Here is a 14,554-nt window from a genome sequence, read left to right on the forward strand (position 1 = left end):
GCGGGCGTGGGCGGCTCGGCCCTGGTCGCCCCGCCCTTGACGGTCCGCAGCGGGATGTCGGCGACCGTGCCGGGCGGCACCTCGCCGTAGGCGTCGAGGCCGGGGTCCTCGGCGTGGTCGGCCTCGGTCGGGGGCTCGGGGGAGAGCTTGGCCCGGCCACCCCTGGCGGCGGGCGCGGGCTCGGCCCGGGAGTCGGTTCGCCCGGCCGGCGCGTCCGACATGTGGTCGGCGGTCCGCAGCTTCGGGTCGCGCGCGGGTTCGGGCGCGGTGGGCGGCTTGGGCGGCAGCACCACCGGGACGGCGGCCTGCGTGGTGGGCGGGATCTCGCCGTACGCGTCCCGCCCCGTGGGCACCGACGCCTGGGTGACGGGCGGCGTCTCACCGAACGCGTCGACCGGCTCGGGGCCGGGGCCGGAGTCGGAGTCGGACTCGGGGCCGGAATCGGACTCGGGCTCCACAACCGGCTCGACGGCCTCCTCCGCCTCGTCCGCGCGCGGCGCCGGCGGCAGTACGAGCGACGAGCGCAGACCGGACGGGACCTGCGAGAGCAGCGCCGTGAGCGCCGTGTGCACCTGCGGCGTCGCCTCTTCCAGGCCGACCACCGCGGCGGTCTCCAGGGTGACCTGCGCGAGCTGCGCCATCAGCGGTACGTCCGGCGCCTGCTGGGCCAACCAGCGGACCACGACGCCGAGTTCGTCGGTCAACGGCACAGGCGCCTCGACCGGTCGCAACTCGTCCTCGTCGAGCTCGCGCCAGTCCTCCAACATGGCGTCCATATCGTCCACCGTGCCGGCGTCTTCCGCGACGGGCTCGGGCACCGGCTCGGGTTCGACCTCCGGCCGGGGTTCGATCTCCGGCTCGGCCTCCGGCGTGGGCGCGGCCACGGCCGCCGCCTCGACCGGCTCGCGGGCGGCGACCGGTGGCAGGCCCATCACCGCGTCCACGTCCATCGACTCGTCGTCGCTCGGCAGCAGTCCCAACACTTCCTCGAAAAGGCGCGCAACGAGCGGCCGTACCGTCGACGTGCCGATCTGGGTCCAGTCACCCACCTCGCGCACGGTGGTGGTCAACAGGTCCGCCCAGTCGGGAGTACGCACCATCACGTTGGTGCGCGCGCTGTCGGGCCACTGGGACAGCCGGAAGCCGTTGCTCGCGAGCCACGCCCCCGGCAGCAGGTCGCCGAGTCGCAGGTGTCGCAGTTCGGTGTACGCGAGGTCGGCCAGCCGGCCCGGCAGTTCGTCGCGGCCGAACGTGTTCGCGGCGCGCACGACGGGCACGCTCATCCACCAGGCCGCGGGCAGGTTCTCGTGCTCCAGGTATTCGGCGACGAGTTCGGGCGCGACGAAGCGCAGAGCTGGGACGAAATCGGCCAGAGTGGCCTGGAGCCGGGGCTGCATGCAGGTCCTCCGTGAGGCGGTCGGTACCCCCGACGTTAGCGGCCGGGCGACGGGCGGGCCCAGGGTGTCCGGAGCCGTTGCCGTCTGCTTGCGGGACGAAACGGCGGAAGCGATGGTTCCCCGTACGGCGGCGCGAGGCGTGTGGGATGTATCCCCCTGTACTTTTCGCGCCGTCTCGCACCCTGCCCCGAAGAGCTGCTTCCGTGGCCGTTCGCTACCCGTGTCGCGGCCGAGGGAACCGTGTTCCGGCGCTCGGGGGGCTCGTTTCGTACAGACGTGCGCCTGCCGCGCGCCGTCGCACGTCCCACGCCACGTTTCACCAGGAGTAAAGAAGTCGATCTCACGAACACGGGCGACAAGGACGGCTAGTTTGGACAAAGGTTGCCGAAGCCTCCGGCCGGCTCATGTCGTGCAAGCAGGGGGAGAACAGGGGGAGACGTGGGCGAAACCGCACCATCGCCGCGACCCGGGGAAGCCCAGGCCGGCCCGTTGTTGATGTCCCTGCGTTTCGCCGCCACCGTCGAGGCGGTGCCTCGCGCTCGGCACGCCCTGCGGCGCGTGCTCGCGGAGCACGTCCCCGAGGCGCCGGCGGACACGCTCGAACTTCTCCTGTCCGAGTTGGTGACCAACGCGGTCCAGCACTCGGCGAGCGGTCGTTCCGTCGCGGTCGCGGTGTTGCGGCGCGAGAACACCATCCGGATAGCGGTGGTCGACCACGACGCCACGCCTCCCGCGCCCGGCGACGCGGTGGATCTGCTCGACGAACACGGTCGCGGGCTGCTCCTCGTCGAGGCCATGGCCGAGGAATGGGGCAGTTATTCCGTTCCGGACGGCAAGGTCGTGTGGTGCGACGTCAAAACGGTCGCGTGACCCGGCGCCGCGGCCCGATGCCTCGGCGCAATCACGCAGGCCGAACAACCGAATAACGCAGGCCGAACAACCGAACAGACCGGGTGAACCGAGTACACCGGCTCAACCGCACCGAGCACGCCGAGTGAACCGAGCACACCGCGTGAACCGAGTACACCGAGTGAGTCGGGCAGCTCGGATGAAGAGCGTGATTCGGTGACACCGTGCAATCCGGCAAGGGCCGGCCACAACCGTCCACTCAGGAGGGTACGTTGCGCGAACAGACCATCGGGGAGCACCTCGACCGTCTGGCCAGTCCCGACATTCGGGTCCGCGGCTCGGCCGCCGCACTCCAAGCCGCCCAGGCCGCCGCGCTCATCGAGCGCTCGGCCGCATTGGCCCTGCACACCACCGACGCCGAGGAGACGATGCGCGCGGCCCGCGCCGAGGCCGGCCGAATGCGCGAACGCGCGATGCGGGTCGGCCACGCCGAGGCGTTCGCCCACGGCCATCCGCCCGCCGAGGACGACGTCGAAGTCCCGTTGCGCATCGCCGCGTTGGCCGCCGACCTGATCCGGCTCGCCGGCGTGGTCCGCGACGGCGCCGACGACGACGTGCTGCCCTACCTGGCCGCCGCCGCGGCCGGTGCGCGCGGAGCCCTGGAGGCGTCGGCCGCGTGGGTGCGGCAGTCGAGCCCCGGCGACGGGAGCGACAAGGAGATCAGGGCCCGACTCGATCGGCACCTGGCCGCGGTCCCGTACGCGGAGGACATGGTCGACCGGGCCGGCCACGCCGCGGGCTGACCGACGAGGAGGCGGGCCCCGCCACCGGGAAGCCCGCCTCGCCGCCGCGCCACGACAGCGCGGCTCGGCGGTGGGACGCCGGCCCGGGGCACCACCCGCCCCGAATCCCGTCCGGGCGTCAGATGCGTCCCGTGAACGTGTCGCACTTGCTCATGTCGCCCGTCGAGTACCCCTGCCGGAACCACTTCTGCCGCTGCGCCGCCGAACCGTGCGTCCAGCTTTCCGGGTTGACCTTGCCCTGGAACTCCTCCTGGATCCGGTCGTCGCCCACCGCCGCCGCGGCGTCCAGGCCGTCGGCGATGTCCTGGTCGGTCAGCTGCGAGATCAGCGGACGCCCGTTGGACTGCGGGGTGGTGGTCGCGTTCTTGGTCCACACCCCGGCGTAGCAGTCCGCCTGGAGTTCGAGCCGCACCGAGCCGCTCTGCGGCCCCTGTCGGTCGTTGCCGACCTTGGCCATTTGGCCGGTGAGGTCCTGGATGTGATGCCCGTACTCGTGCGCGATGACGTACGCCTCGGCGAACGGCCCGCCCTTCGCGCCGAACTTGGTCCGCAGTTCGTCGAAGAAGCCCAGGTCGATGTAGACCTTGCGATCGCCCGGGCAGTAGAACGGCCCGACCGCCGACGTGGCCCCGCCGCACGCCGTCGAGGTGCTGCCGGTGAAGAACCTGGTCGGCGCGGGCTTGTAGGTCTGTCCGCGCTGCCGGTAGGCGCTCGTCCAGTAGGTCTGCACGCTGTTGACCACCCCGACGATCCGGCAGTCGTCGCGCGCGTTGGCGTCGGTGCCCTTCTTGCACGATTCCTGGAGCGCGCGGTTGTCCGCCGGGACGCCGCCGCCCCCACCGCCGCCTCCGCCGTCGCCGCTCAGGCCGAGCTGGTCCGGGCTGAGCCCGAAGATCAGCCCGACGACCACGACGATCAGCCCCACCGCACCACCGCCGACCGCCATCCCGGGCCGCCGAATCCCACCACCGGAGGAACCGCGCTGATCCTCGATCTGTGACGTGTCCAGATCCGCATCGTCGTCGAACTGCATCGCGGCACCGCCTGCGGACTCGAAGGGCAAGGGCTGTGGGGTACGAGAAGTGGAGTACAAGAACGTGGGCCGGGGCCTCGACCACGGACCCGAGGCGAAGACGCCGAGGAGCAATCTACGACAACGCTGTAGAAGATGTGGAGCGGGAACACGCCGGAGGCGAATCCCGGAAGGCGCCAGGGCAGAAGCAGGGGCATCCGCGGGACCGAGCCACACGACCGTGTGACGAAGAAGACGTCGCGTGACGGATATCCCTTTTCCGGGTTTTTATGGCCCGGTCGTCCCGACTTCACCTCCCCGTCGGCATACCGACCACCGCCGCCCGGAAATACCGGAGGAGCGCTCCCGTAGACTGGAGCGCATGGTCGGTTTCTCTGGAAGTCCCCGCGAGCGGCCTTAGCGCTTGATCGAGAACCGGTGCGATGCGGTTCCGCTGCGAACCCCGCGACCGTCCGTTTTCGCCAGTCCCTCGACCGGAAGTCCAGTTTTTCATGATCAACGCAACCAACGTCGAACTACGCGCCGGCGCCCGCATCCTGCTCGAACCCGCGTCCTTCCGGATCGCGGCGGGCGACCGCATCGGACTCGTCGGCCGCAACGGCGCCGGCAAGACCACGCTCACCAAGACCCTCGCCGGCGAAACGCAGCCCGCGTCCGGCACCATCACGCGCACCGGTGAGGTCGGCTACCTCCCGCAGGACCCGCGCACCGGTGACCTGGACGTGCTGGCCCGCGACCGCATCCTGTCCGCACGCGGCCTGGACACGGCGCTGACCGGCATGCGCGAGGCCGAGGGCGCGATGGCGAGCGCGAGTGGCGACGTCGCCGCCAAGGCGATGCGCAGGTATTCGCGCCTGGAGACCGAATTCCTGACCAAGGGCGGCTACGCGGCCGAGGCGGAGGCGGCCACGATCGCCGCCAGCCTGGGCCTGCCCGACCGCATCCTGGCCCAACCGCTGCACACCCTCTCCGGCGGCCAGCGCCGCCGCGTCGAGCTGGCCCGGATCCTGTTCTCGGACGCCGACACGCTCCTGCTCGACGAGCCGACCAACCACCTCGACGCCGACTCGATCGGCTGGCTGCGCGACTTCCTCAAGACGTACAAGGGCGGATTCATCGTGATCAGTCACGATGTCGGCCTGATGGAGGCGTGCGTCAACAAGGTCTACTTCCTCGACGCCAACCGCACCACGATCGACATCTACAACGTCCCGTGGAAGGCGTACAAGGTCCAGCGCGAGACCGACGAGCGCCGTCGCAAGCGCGAGCGCGCCAACGCCGAGAAGAAGGCCGACCAACTCTTCTCGCAGGCCGACAAGATGCGCGCGAAGGCCACCAAGACCGTCGCCGCGCAGAACATGGCCCGCCGCGCCGAGAAGTTGCTCTCCGGCCTGGAGAGCGAGCGCAAGTCCGACAAGGTCGCCAAGCTGCGCTTCCCGAAGCCGGCCCCGTGCGGCAAGACCCCGCTGATGGCGTCGGGGCTGTCCAAGTCCTACGGCTCGTTGGAGATCTTCACCGACGTCGACCTCGCGATCGACAAGGGCTCGCGGGTGGTCATCCTGGGCCTCAACGGCGCGGGCAAGACCACCCTGCTGCGCCTGCTCGGCGGCGTCGAGGACCCCGACACCGGCAACATCGAGCCGGGCCACGGCCTGCAACTCGGTTACTACGCACAGGAACACGAGACGCTCGACCCCGAGCGCACGGTCCTGGAGAACATGCGCTCGTCCTCGCCCGACCTCGACCTGGTCGAAGTGCGCAAGGTGCTCGGCTCGTTCCTGTTCTCCGGCGACGACGTCGACAAGCCGGCCGGCGTGCTCTCCGGCGGCGAGAAGACCCGGCTCGCGCTCGCGACGCTGGTGGTCTCGAAGGCCAACGTGCTGCTCCTGGACGAGCCGACGAACAACCTCGACCCGGCGAGCCGCGCCGAGGTGTTGGACGCGCTGCGGACCTACGAGGGCGCCGTCGTTCTCGTCACGCACGACGAGGGCGCGGTCGAGGCGCTCCAGCCGGAGCGGATCATCCTGCTCCCGGACGGCGTCGAAGACCTGTGGAACGAGGACTACGCGGACCTGGTCGCGCTCGCCTAGCCGACACCCTCGTGCCCGCCGACGCGCGCCGCGCGCTCGCCGAGCGCGCACCGGCGCACTCGTCGGACCACGCGAAGCAGGACGGATCGTCGACACCCCGCCGGGTTGCCACACGTGGCAACCCGGCGGGGTGTTCGCATTCGTCCCCTCGGCGGGTTTTCACCACGAAACCCTCACAAGCGGAAGCCATCCTTCCGGTCATCACGTGATTCCGATCACGGGATCCCATGGCGACGCAGAGCAAGGCCCCGAATCGTGTCCGTGACCAGGGGCTTTGCGGACGGACACAGGATTCGGTCAAGCATTCGGCAAGGGAGGGCCGGATTCCGGTCGGGTGATCTTTGTGTGCACGACCCCACGCGGCGCGACGATCAAGCCATCGGGGCTGGTGGAATCACTGGCCATGGCATGGCGCAGGGGTGATCATGGGATTCCAGAGCGCACTTCCTATGAGGAGGCACGTGTGGCCGAGACTCTGAAGAAGGGCAGCCGGGTGACCGGTGCCGCGCGCGAGCAGCTCGCGGCTGACCTCAAGAAGAAGTACGACTCCGGTGCCAGCATCCGCGCTCTCGCGGAGGAGACGGGCCGTTCCTACGGCTTCGTGCACCGGATGCTCAGCGAATCCGGGGTGACCCTGCGCGGCAGGGGTGGGGCGACACGGGGCAAGGCGAGGGCCGCGGCGTCCTCCGCGTCGGCAGCCTCCTGAGGCCGCGTTCGCGAGGAACGGCTCGACAGTACCAACCGTCGAACGACCATGTGACCGACCGGTAACGTCGGGAGCGTGGTCGTTTGCCGGAAGCGACCCGCACACGGGAAGGACCGTGGACGTGGTGGCGGATCAGATGGACAGCAGTGGCATCGGTAGCAGTGACGACATGGCGGAAAAGCAGGGCCTTTCGGTCGCGATCGAAGGTCCCTTCGCGGTGGTGACCCTCACCAATCCCGATCGACGCAACGCGCAGACTCCCGCGCTCTGGCGCGCGCTTGCCGCAGTCGGCCGCGAACTGCCCGGAGACGTCCGGGCCGTGCTGCTGTGCGCGGAGGGTACGTCCTTCTCCGCGGGCCTGGATCGTCGGATGTTCCCCGGAGGCGGGGGCATCCCGGGCGAGCGGGACCTTGCCGGCCTCGCCGGTGCGGACGACGACGAACTCGACGCGGCCATCGCCTCGTTCCAGGAGGCGTTCACGTGGTGGCGCCGCCCGGACCTGATCACGGTCGCCGCCGTGCAGGGGCACGCGGTGGGCGCGGGATTCCAATTGGCGCTCGCGTGCGATCTGCGGGTGTGCGCCGACGACGCGCAGTTCTCGATGCGCGAGACGGCGCTCGGCCTGGTCCCGGACCTGGCCGGCACCAAGCCGTTGACCGACCTCGTGGGCTATGCCCGCGCGCTGGAGATCTGCGTGACCGGCCGATGGGTCGGCGCCGCGGAGGCGGTCTCGATGGGCCTGGCCACGCTCGCGGTACCGCGCGAGGACCTCGGCGCGGCCGCGCGTGATCTGGTGGCGGCCATGCTCGGCGCGCCGCGTGACGCGGTGATCGAGACCAAGGCACTGCTCGCGGGCGCGGCGACGCGTACCTACGACGAACAACGCGCCGCCGAACGCGCCGCCCAGGCCCGCCGCCTGCGCGACCTCGCCGGCTTGGGCGACTGAGCAAGCCGGCCCGCCGTGGGTGACCGCTGCTTCTCGACTCCCGGACGGTTTCGCGGCCGGCGCTCCCGGACGGTTTCGCCGGCGGCGCGGGTCGGTCGGGAGTAAGCGGGCGCGCCGTGGTGTTCCTGTACCCGAAGTGCTGAGGTTGACTCAGGATTTCTTCTGATGATCATCCGAGCCGTGCAGACGTACAGGAGTTCCATACATGATGAGAGGCGGGGGCCCCATGGGGGTCAACCTGCGGTCCTATACGCGGGACTCGTCCGTGGTCGAGCGAAAACTGGCGCCCGGGACGGTGCGGCGGGTGGGGGAGTTCGCCAAGCCCTTCGCCCGGCAGATCACGGCGTATCTGGTCCTCGTGGTGATCGGCGCGGTCCTGACGATCGTGCCGCCGTTGCTGGCCCAGCGGATCGTCGACGACGGCGTGCTCAAGGGCGACGCGGGGTTGGTGACCACACTGGCGATCGTGGTCGCGGTGATCGCGCTGCTCGCCGCCGGGTTCGGGCTGGCCGAGCGGTGGTATTCCGCGCGAATCGGCGAGGGTTCGATCTACACGCTGCGCAGCAAGGTGTTCGCGCACGTGCAGCGCCAGCCGATCGCGTTCTTCACCCGGACCCAGACCGGCGCGCTGATCTCGCGCCTGAACAACGACGTGCTGTCCGCGCAACGCGCGTTCACCTCGACCCTCGCGGGCGTCGTCTCCAACCTCGTGAGCCTGATCCTGGTCGCGGGCACGATGTTCTACCTCGCGTGGCAGATCACCCTGATCTCGCTGCTGTTGCTGCCGCTGTTCCTGCTGCCGGCGAAGTGGATCGGTCGCCGGTTGCAGGCCATGACGCGCGAGCAGATGCAGCTCGACGCCGAGATGTCGACGGTGATGACCGAGCGGTTCAACGTCTCGGGCGCGATGCTGGCCAAGATCTTCGGCCGGCCCGAGGAGGAGGACGAACTGTTCTCCGGCCGGGCCGCCCGGGTGCGTGACATCGGAATCCGGATCGCGTTGGTCAACCGGGTGTTCGCGACCGCGCTGACCTTGGTCGCGTCGTTGGCCACGGCGCTGGTGTACCTGATCGGCGGCCACCTCGCGGTGGACGGCGAACTCACGGTCGGCACGCTCGTCGCGCTCACCGTGTTGTTGGGCCGCCTCTACGGGCCGCTCACCGCGCTCGCCAACGTGCGGGTGGACGTGATGACCGCGTTGGTGAGCTTCGAGCGGGTCTTCGAGGTCCTCGACCTGTCCGCGATGATCGCCGACAAGCCCGACGCCCGGCCGCTGCCCGCGGACGCGGCGGCGGTCGAGTTCGACGGCGTCGGGTTCGCCTACCCGAGTGCCGATCAGGTCTCGCTCGCGTCGCTGGAAAGCGTCGCGGTGCTCGATCGGCGGCGCTCCGAACCGGTCTTGCACGACGTGTCGTTTCGAGCCGAGCCCGGACAGATGGTCGCGCTGGTGGGCCCCTCGGGAGCCGGCAAGACCACGATCACGGCGCTGCTCGGCCGGCTGTACGACGCCACCGAGGGCGCGGTGCGCATCGGCGGGCACGACGTGCGCGACGTCACCCTGGCGTCGCTGCGGGACACGGTGGGCGTGGTCACCCAGGACTCGCACATGTTCCACGACACGATCCGGGGCAACCTGGTCTACGCCAAGCCGGGCGCGTCCGACGACGAGCTGTGGGACGCCTTGCGGGCGGCCAACATCGGCGACCTCGTGGACGAGTTGCCGGACGGCCTGGACACCGTGGTCGGCGAGCGCGGACATCGGCTCTCCGGCGGCGAGAAGCAACGGTTGGCGATCGCGCGTCTGTTGCTCAAGGCGCCACGCGTGGTGGTGCTCGACGAGGCGACGGCGCACCTGGACTCCGAGTCGGAGGCCGCCGTGCAGCGCGCGTTGAGCGCGGCCCTGGAAGGGCGTACGGCGCTCGTCATCGCGCACCGGTTGTCCACCGTGCGCGACGCCGACCAGATTCTCGTGGTCGACGCCGGGGCTGTCGTCGAACGCGGCACGCACCGCGAACTCCTGGCGCGGCGCGGGCTGTACGCGGACCTGTACCACCGTCAGTTCCGGGATCAGGAGGCCGAGTCGGCGGAACCTTCGGAGAAGGAGTCGGGGGAGCAGCCGGAGAACCGGTCGAGGACGCAGTCGGAGGAGGGGGCGAAGACGCAGTCGGCAAAGGACTTCGAGGAAGAGTTGCCGGTCCCGGGAGTCCTGGCGGGTTGACCGTTCGTTGACGTGTCGTAGACCGACCGCAGCGCTGGTCGGCAGGTAGTGTGGTTGTATTCCAAATGGTGGGCAAGAGGGGCTTTCTACGTGCGTGTTCTCGTCGCCGGTGGCGGCATAGGCGGGTTGGCTGCGGCACTGAGCCTGTACGACGCGGGGATCACCGACATCACGGTGGTCGACGCGGCCCTGAGAATCCGGCCCCTCGGGCTCGGAATCAGCCTGTTGCCCCACGCGGTGAGAGAACTCGCCGAGTTGGACCTCTACCACCCGATCGCCAACCTCGGCGTGCCGCTGTCGCAGGTGGCGTATCCCAATCCCGCCGCCACCCGCGTGGTGCTGGCGCCGCGCGGGCAGCGGGCCGGCTACCTGTGGCCCCACCTGTCCGTGCCGCGCGGCGAATTGCAGGTCGCGCTGCTGCGCGCGGTGTATCAGCGGCTCGGCCGCTCGGCGGTGCGCACCGGCGGTCGCCTGACCGGGTTCCGGCAGGACGACGCGGGCGTGTACGCGCGGTTCGTCGACGCCGAGGGTCGGTCGTGGCACGAACGGGCCGACGTGCTGATCGGGGCCGACGGCGTCAACTCCGCGACCCGCGCGACGCTGTTCCCCGACGAGGACCCGCCGCTCGCGCAGCCGCGGATCCTGATGCGCGGCACCACCCGCTGCCCGCCGTTCGCCGACGGCCACACCATGATCATGAGCGCCCACGGCGAGGCGCGATTCATGGCGCACCCGATCAAGCCGATCGATCCGCGCGACGGCTACACACTCACCAACTGGCTCGCCGAACTGCCCGATCGGCAGTCGGCCGGCGAACTCGACGACAGCGGCTGGAACGGCCCCGCCGACCTGCGCCGACTCGGCCGGGTCTTTCGCGGCTGGAGCATCGCGGGCGCCGACATCGGCGCGATGGTCCGCACGCCGACCGAGGCGTCCGGCTACCCGCTGGTCACCCGCGCCCCGCTGGAGCAGTGGTCGTTCGGCCGGGTCACCCTGCTCGGCGACGCCGCGCACCCGCTGTACCCGTACGTGCTCGGCGGCGCGTCCGAGTCGATCGTCGACGCGCGGGTGCTCGCGCGGGCGTTGGCCGGCCACGACGACCCGGTCGAGGCGTTGGAGGAGTACGAGCGGGCCCGGCTGCCGCTCAACAAGTGGCTCCAACTGATCGGCCACGGCCGGGTGCCGCGAGCCGCGGAGGCGACCGGGCCGCTGGGCGCGGCCGAGGAGATCGGCGGCATCATCGGCGCGTACGGACACCTGCCCGGGCACGACCCGAAGTCGCTGAACACCCGGGCCACCTACGGCGTCCCGGCGCGAGCCACGAGCGCCGCCGCGGCCTCCTGACGTCCACCGCGGGCGAACGCCGGGAGGCCGGGTCACGTCGACCCCCGGTCGCGTCGCCCGCGGGGGCGCCTCGACCGCGGGTCAGACGCCGGCGTCCGTCACCAGGACGTGCACGACGACCTTCCCTTGACCGGTGCGCTTGACGACCTCCGCGGTGACCGCGGTGCGGACCTCGCGGGCGGTGTCGAGTACGCGGCGATCCGCCGCGGCGCGGAACTGGACGTCCACGTGCAGCACGCCGTCGACCACGCGCGTGGTCACGCCCGGCACGCGACCCGGCAGCAGGCCGCCCGACACCTGGGCCACCGCGTCGAGCAGGCCCGGTTGCAGGCCCACCACGCCGGGCACGGCCAGCGCCGCGCCGCCCGCGGAGGTGCGGGCCAGGATGGACAGTTCGCGCGGCGTGCGCTGCGCCGGCGCGGTCACCGGCGCGCCTTCGCGGCCGGATCGTTGCCTTCGAGGTCCACCACGTCCACGTCCACCTTCGCCACTTCGAGACCCAGTCGTTCGGCAGCCGCCCGACGTACGCGTGCGCGCAGCCGATCGGTCAACGGATGGATCGGCTCGCCGTACGGTACGCCGACCGACAGCCGCACCACGACCGGGCCCGGCACCGCCGCGCCGGCCCGGTTCTCGTGCGGCCGGATCCGGCAACTGCGCGCCTGTACCCCCGGTTCCGCGTCCACCGCGGCGCGCAACGCGCGGGCCGCGGCGGTCTCGGTCAGGGTCAACTCCTCGTCCGGCTCGCCCAACGGCAGCAGCCGGCCGGTGTGCAACTCGGCCCGCACCAGGCGCATCACCCGCGTACCGAGGTCGTCCGGCATCGGCACCGGCAACTCGGCCCACTCGCGGGTGACCTGGTCGAGCACCGAGTGGTCGCGAATCACCGCCTGGCACTCGGGACACGAGCGCTCGTGCTCGTCGAGGGTGCCCGCGCCCGCGTGTTCGAGGACGGTCTCCGGTTCGCGCCCGCACGGCAGCAGGTCCTCGTCCGGGTCCGGGCGCGCCCGGTCCTCCAGCGCCCGTTCGACGGCCGGGTCGGGGACGTCGGGGGTTCCGGCCAGCAGTTCCGCCGCGGAGGGCAGCCGCCCGGGCTCACGCGGATTGTCCGCCTCGTTCGTCACGTCCACGGCCGCATCGCCTCCGCCAGGGTCTGTCGTGCTCGGAAGATCCTGCCCCGGACCGCGCTCGGTCCGATTCCCACGGCCACCGCGATCTCGTCATAGCTCTGCCCGTGCAGCTCGCGCAGCACCCAGCAGGCGCGTTGCTCCTCGGTGAGCGTGGTCATCGCCTCCTGGAGCGCCTTGAGTGCCGCCGAGCCCTCGGCTCTGCGTTCCGGGTTGTCGGCCATCCCCTCGATGAACCGATCCGGCACCTCGTCGAGCCCGACCGTGGGCCGCCGCGTACGCGCGATGTTCAGCGCGCGGTTGGTGACGATGCGGTACATCCACGTCAGGAACGACGCATCGGCGCGAAAGGCGGACAACCGGCGCCACGCGCTGATGAACGCCTCCTGGACCGCGTCCTCCGCGTCCGTGGGTCGGCCGAGGATGCGCAAGGCGAGCGTGTACAAGGATCGACCGTGCCGACGCATCAGCACCTCGAACGCCTCGGCGTCGCCCTCTTGAGCCCGCACCACCAGGGTGCCCTCGTCGAGCTCGGCCTCTTCGGCCATCGGTTTCCTCCTCGTCCCCAACCCGGCGACCGTACTGCGCCGGGCGCGTCAACACGAGAACCGGCCCTCTTCGGCGAGGCGCGCCTCGGGGTCCGTGCCTCGGGGTTCACCGGGGGATAGCGTCGGATTCCACGAAACATCCTTCGTACGACGCGTGACGTTCGGGTCGCGGGTGTGTCGTACAGGTGTGGTGGCCCTGGCAAAGGGCACCGATGTCAGGCGGGACCGAGTGGTTCGGCTCCGACATCGAGGTTGCGGCGAGATTTTGGCAGTCGAGGAAGGAAGTACGCCGATGACGGACACAACGACCCCGGGCAAGACCGGCACGCAGGCGCTCAAGAAGGACGAGGAGCGCCCGTCGGTGGGCGGCGGGGCTCGATCGACCGAGGTCGTCAAGCTGGCCACGGAGAAGGGCCGCACGTCCATCGCGGACGGTGTGGTGGCGAAGATCGCGGGCATTGCGGCCCGCGAGATCCCGGGCGTGTACGCGTTGGGCGGCGGCGCGGCGCGTGCCTTCGGCGCGGTGCGTCAGCGCATCCCGGGGGGCAAGCCGAACGTCGCCCAGGGCGTCAGCGTCGAGGTCGGCGAGCGGCAGTGTGCCGTAGACCTCAACATCGTCGTCGATTACGGCGTGCCCATCGCGGAGTTGGCGCAGGCCGTCCGAGAGAATGTCATCGACTCCGTCGAGCGTATGACCGCGCTCGAGGTGGTCGAAGTCAACATCGCGGTGGACGACATCCACATCGAGTACGACGGCGACGACAACTCCAAGGAACGCCAGCTTCAGTGACCGAAGGGCCCGGCGGCGACGAGCGGCGTCACCTGCTGCGCGAATACCGGGAGTTCATCCGTGCGAATCATCCCGACCGCGGGGGTGACCCCGATGAATTCGTCGCCGGGCTCGAACGTCTCCGGGCGTTGATGGACGCGGCTCCGCCGGCCGCGACCCACCTTTCCGGGAAGGCGGCGGAGACCACGGTCTTCCGCCGCGGCCGATTGCCCGGCCGCCTGTGGCGGCACCTGACCGAGCGGCAGCGACGGCGGAACAACCCGCGGGTCGAATAGGTGGGCCGGGGTGTGTTCGGTGGCTCGGCCCGGATCGGTCGAGTGGTTCGAGTCGGTCGAGTAGTTCACGTCAGTCGAGTAACAAGCCGCGTCCGGTGATGGCCGGGCTCAGCAGAGGAGTCGTTCTCCAATGAGTACACCGATGGTCGGCTTGCTGGTCGGCATGGCTCTCGGCCTCGCCGCCGCCCTCGGCGGCTTCGGGGCCTTCCTCCTGGTCGCCGCGCTCGGCGTGGTCGGCTTCCTGGTCGGCCGCTTCCTGGACGGCGATCTGGACCTCGGCGAGCTGTTCAGCTCGCGCAACCGGCGGCGCTGATGCGCGCGGTTCCGGCGGAGGGGCTCGCGCCGCCCGCGGATCGCGGCGTGCTCCAGATCGGCGGGCGCGTGGTCGAGAAGATCGCCGCGCGCGCCGCGCGTGAGGCGACCGCGGC

Annotated in this window: 14 protein-coding genes and 1 pseudogene; 10 read left to right on the forward strand and 5 right to left on the reverse strand. The window is 70.9% G+C overall.

The window, feature by feature from the left end; translation table 11 throughout:
• A pseudogene (locus GT354_RS48405) lies at nt 1-1,397 on the reverse strand (hypothetical protein); the annotation flags it as partial.
• A 438-nt stretch (nt 1,398-1,835) separates the two neighbouring features.
• Between GT354_RS48405 and GT354_RS48410 the strand changes: the two are divergent.
• Both GT354_RS48410 and GT354_RS48415 read left to right on the forward strand, forming a co-directional pair.
• Nucleotides 1,836-2,267 (forward strand): ATP-binding protein, encoded by a 432-nt coding sequence (locus GT354_RS48410; protein ID WP_161364356.1) that lies wholly within the window; start codon nt 1,836-1,838, stop codon nt 2,265-2,267.
• Nucleotides 2,268-2,518: 251 nt separating this feature from the next.
• Nucleotides 2,519-3,049: a hypothetical protein gene (locus tag GT354_RS48415; protein WP_161364358.1), complete on the forward strand. Its 531-nt coding sequence runs from the start codon at nt 2,519-2,521 to the stop codon at nt 3,047-3,049.
• A gap of 118 nt (nt 3,050-3,167) precedes the next feature.
• Here the strand turns inward: GT354_RS48415 and GT354_RS48420 are convergent, their stop codons facing one another.
• Nucleotides 3,168-4,082 (reverse strand): neutral zinc metallopeptidase, encoded by a 915-nt coding sequence (locus GT354_RS48420; protein ID WP_161364360.1) that lies wholly within the window; start codon nt 4,080-4,082, stop codon nt 3,168-3,170.
• Between the two features lie 491 nt (nt 4,083-4,573).
• Here GT354_RS48420 and GT354_RS48425 point away from each other — a divergent pair, with 491 nt between their 5' ends.
• The 5 genes from GT354_RS48425 (at nt 4,574) to GT354_RS48445 (ending at nt 11,386) form a co-directional block, all read left to right on the forward strand.
• On the forward strand, nt 4,574-6,172 hold the full coding sequence (locus GT354_RS48425; protein ID WP_161364363.1) for an ABC-F family ATP-binding cassette domain-containing protein: 1,599 nt from the start codon (nt 4,574-4,576) through the stop codon (nt 6,170-6,172).
• 463 nt (nt 6,173-6,635) lie between these two features.
• A complete protein-coding gene (locus GT354_RS48430; RefSeq protein WP_346012515.1) occupies nt 6,636-6,878 on the forward strand; it encodes a helix-turn-helix domain-containing protein in 243 nt (80 codons plus the stop codon).
• Between the two features lie 169 nt (nt 6,879-7,047).
• Nucleotides 7,048-7,824, forward strand: a complete 777-nt coding sequence (locus tag GT354_RS48435) for an enoyl-CoA hydratase/isomerase family protein (protein ID WP_161364381.1) — start codon at nt 7,048-7,050, stop codon at nt 7,822-7,824.
• A 208-nt stretch (nt 7,825-8,032) separates the two neighbouring features.
• Nucleotides 8,033-10,042 (forward strand): ABC transporter ATP-binding protein, encoded by a 2,010-nt coding sequence (locus tag GT354_RS48440; RefSeq protein WP_161364383.1) that lies wholly within the window; start codon nt 8,033-8,035, stop codon nt 10,040-10,042.
• Nucleotides 10,043-10,132: 90 nt separating this feature from the next.
• Nucleotides 10,133-11,386 carry an FAD-dependent monooxygenase gene (locus GT354_RS48445; RefSeq protein ID WP_161364367.1) on the forward strand — a complete coding sequence of 418 codons (1,254 nt, stop codon included), beginning with the start codon at nt 10,133-10,135 and terminating at the stop codon, nt 11,384-11,386.
• An 81-nt stretch (nt 11,387-11,467) separates the two neighbouring features.
• On the opposite strand, the gene GT354_RS56965 is transcribed toward GT354_RS48445, so the two are convergent.
• The 3 genes from GT354_RS56965 to GT354_RS48460 are packed head-to-tail and all read right to left on the reverse strand — an operon-like array spanning nt 11,468 to nt 13,061.
• Entirely contained in the window at nt 11,468-11,812 is a 345-nt protein-coding gene (locus GT354_RS56965) for an Asp23/Gls24 family envelope stress response protein (RefSeq protein ID WP_161364368.1), read from the reverse strand.
• Nucleotides 11,809-12,516, reverse strand: a complete 708-nt coding sequence (locus GT354_RS56970) for an Asp23/Gls24 family envelope stress response protein (protein WP_161364370.1) — start codon at nt 12,514-12,516, stop codon at nt 11,809-11,811. Before GT354_RS56970 ends, GT354_RS56965 begins: the two co-directional genes overlap by 4 nt.
• Nucleotides 12,507-13,061 carry a sigma-70 family RNA polymerase sigma factor gene (locus GT354_RS48460; RefSeq protein WP_161364372.1) on the reverse strand — a complete coding sequence of 185 codons (555 nt, stop codon included), beginning with the start codon at nt 13,059-13,061 and terminating at the stop codon, nt 12,507-12,509. The genes GT354_RS56970 and GT354_RS48460 overlap by 10 nt, the downstream gene beginning before the upstream one ends.
• A gap of 292 nt (nt 13,062-13,353) precedes the next feature.
• Between GT354_RS48460 and GT354_RS48465 the strand changes: the two genes are divergently transcribed.
• The 3 genes from GT354_RS48465 (at nt 13,354) to GT354_RS48475 (ending at nt 14,439) form a co-directional block, all read left to right on the forward strand.
• Complete coding sequence (locus GT354_RS48465) at nt 13,354-13,851, forward strand: Asp23/Gls24 family envelope stress response protein (protein ID WP_161364374.1); 498 nt, start codon at nt 13,354-13,356, stop codon at nt 13,849-13,851.
• A complete protein-coding gene (locus GT354_RS48470; RefSeq protein WP_161364376.1) occupies nt 13,848-14,126 on the forward strand; it encodes a hypothetical protein in 279 nt (92 codons plus the stop codon). Before GT354_RS48465 ends, GT354_RS48470 begins: the two co-directional genes overlap by 4 nt.
• Before the next feature lie 130 nt (nt 14,127-14,256).
• Entirely contained in the window at nt 14,257-14,439 is a 183-nt protein-coding gene (locus tag GT354_RS48475) for a hypothetical protein (protein ID WP_161364379.1), read from the forward strand.
• The last annotated feature ends 115 nt before the right edge of the window (nt 14,440-14,554 follow it).

Source organism: Streptomyces sp. SID3343, from assembly GCF_009865215.1.
Taxonomy (GTDB): domain Bacteria; phylum Actinomycetota; class Actinomycetes; order Streptomycetales; family Streptomycetaceae; genus Embleya.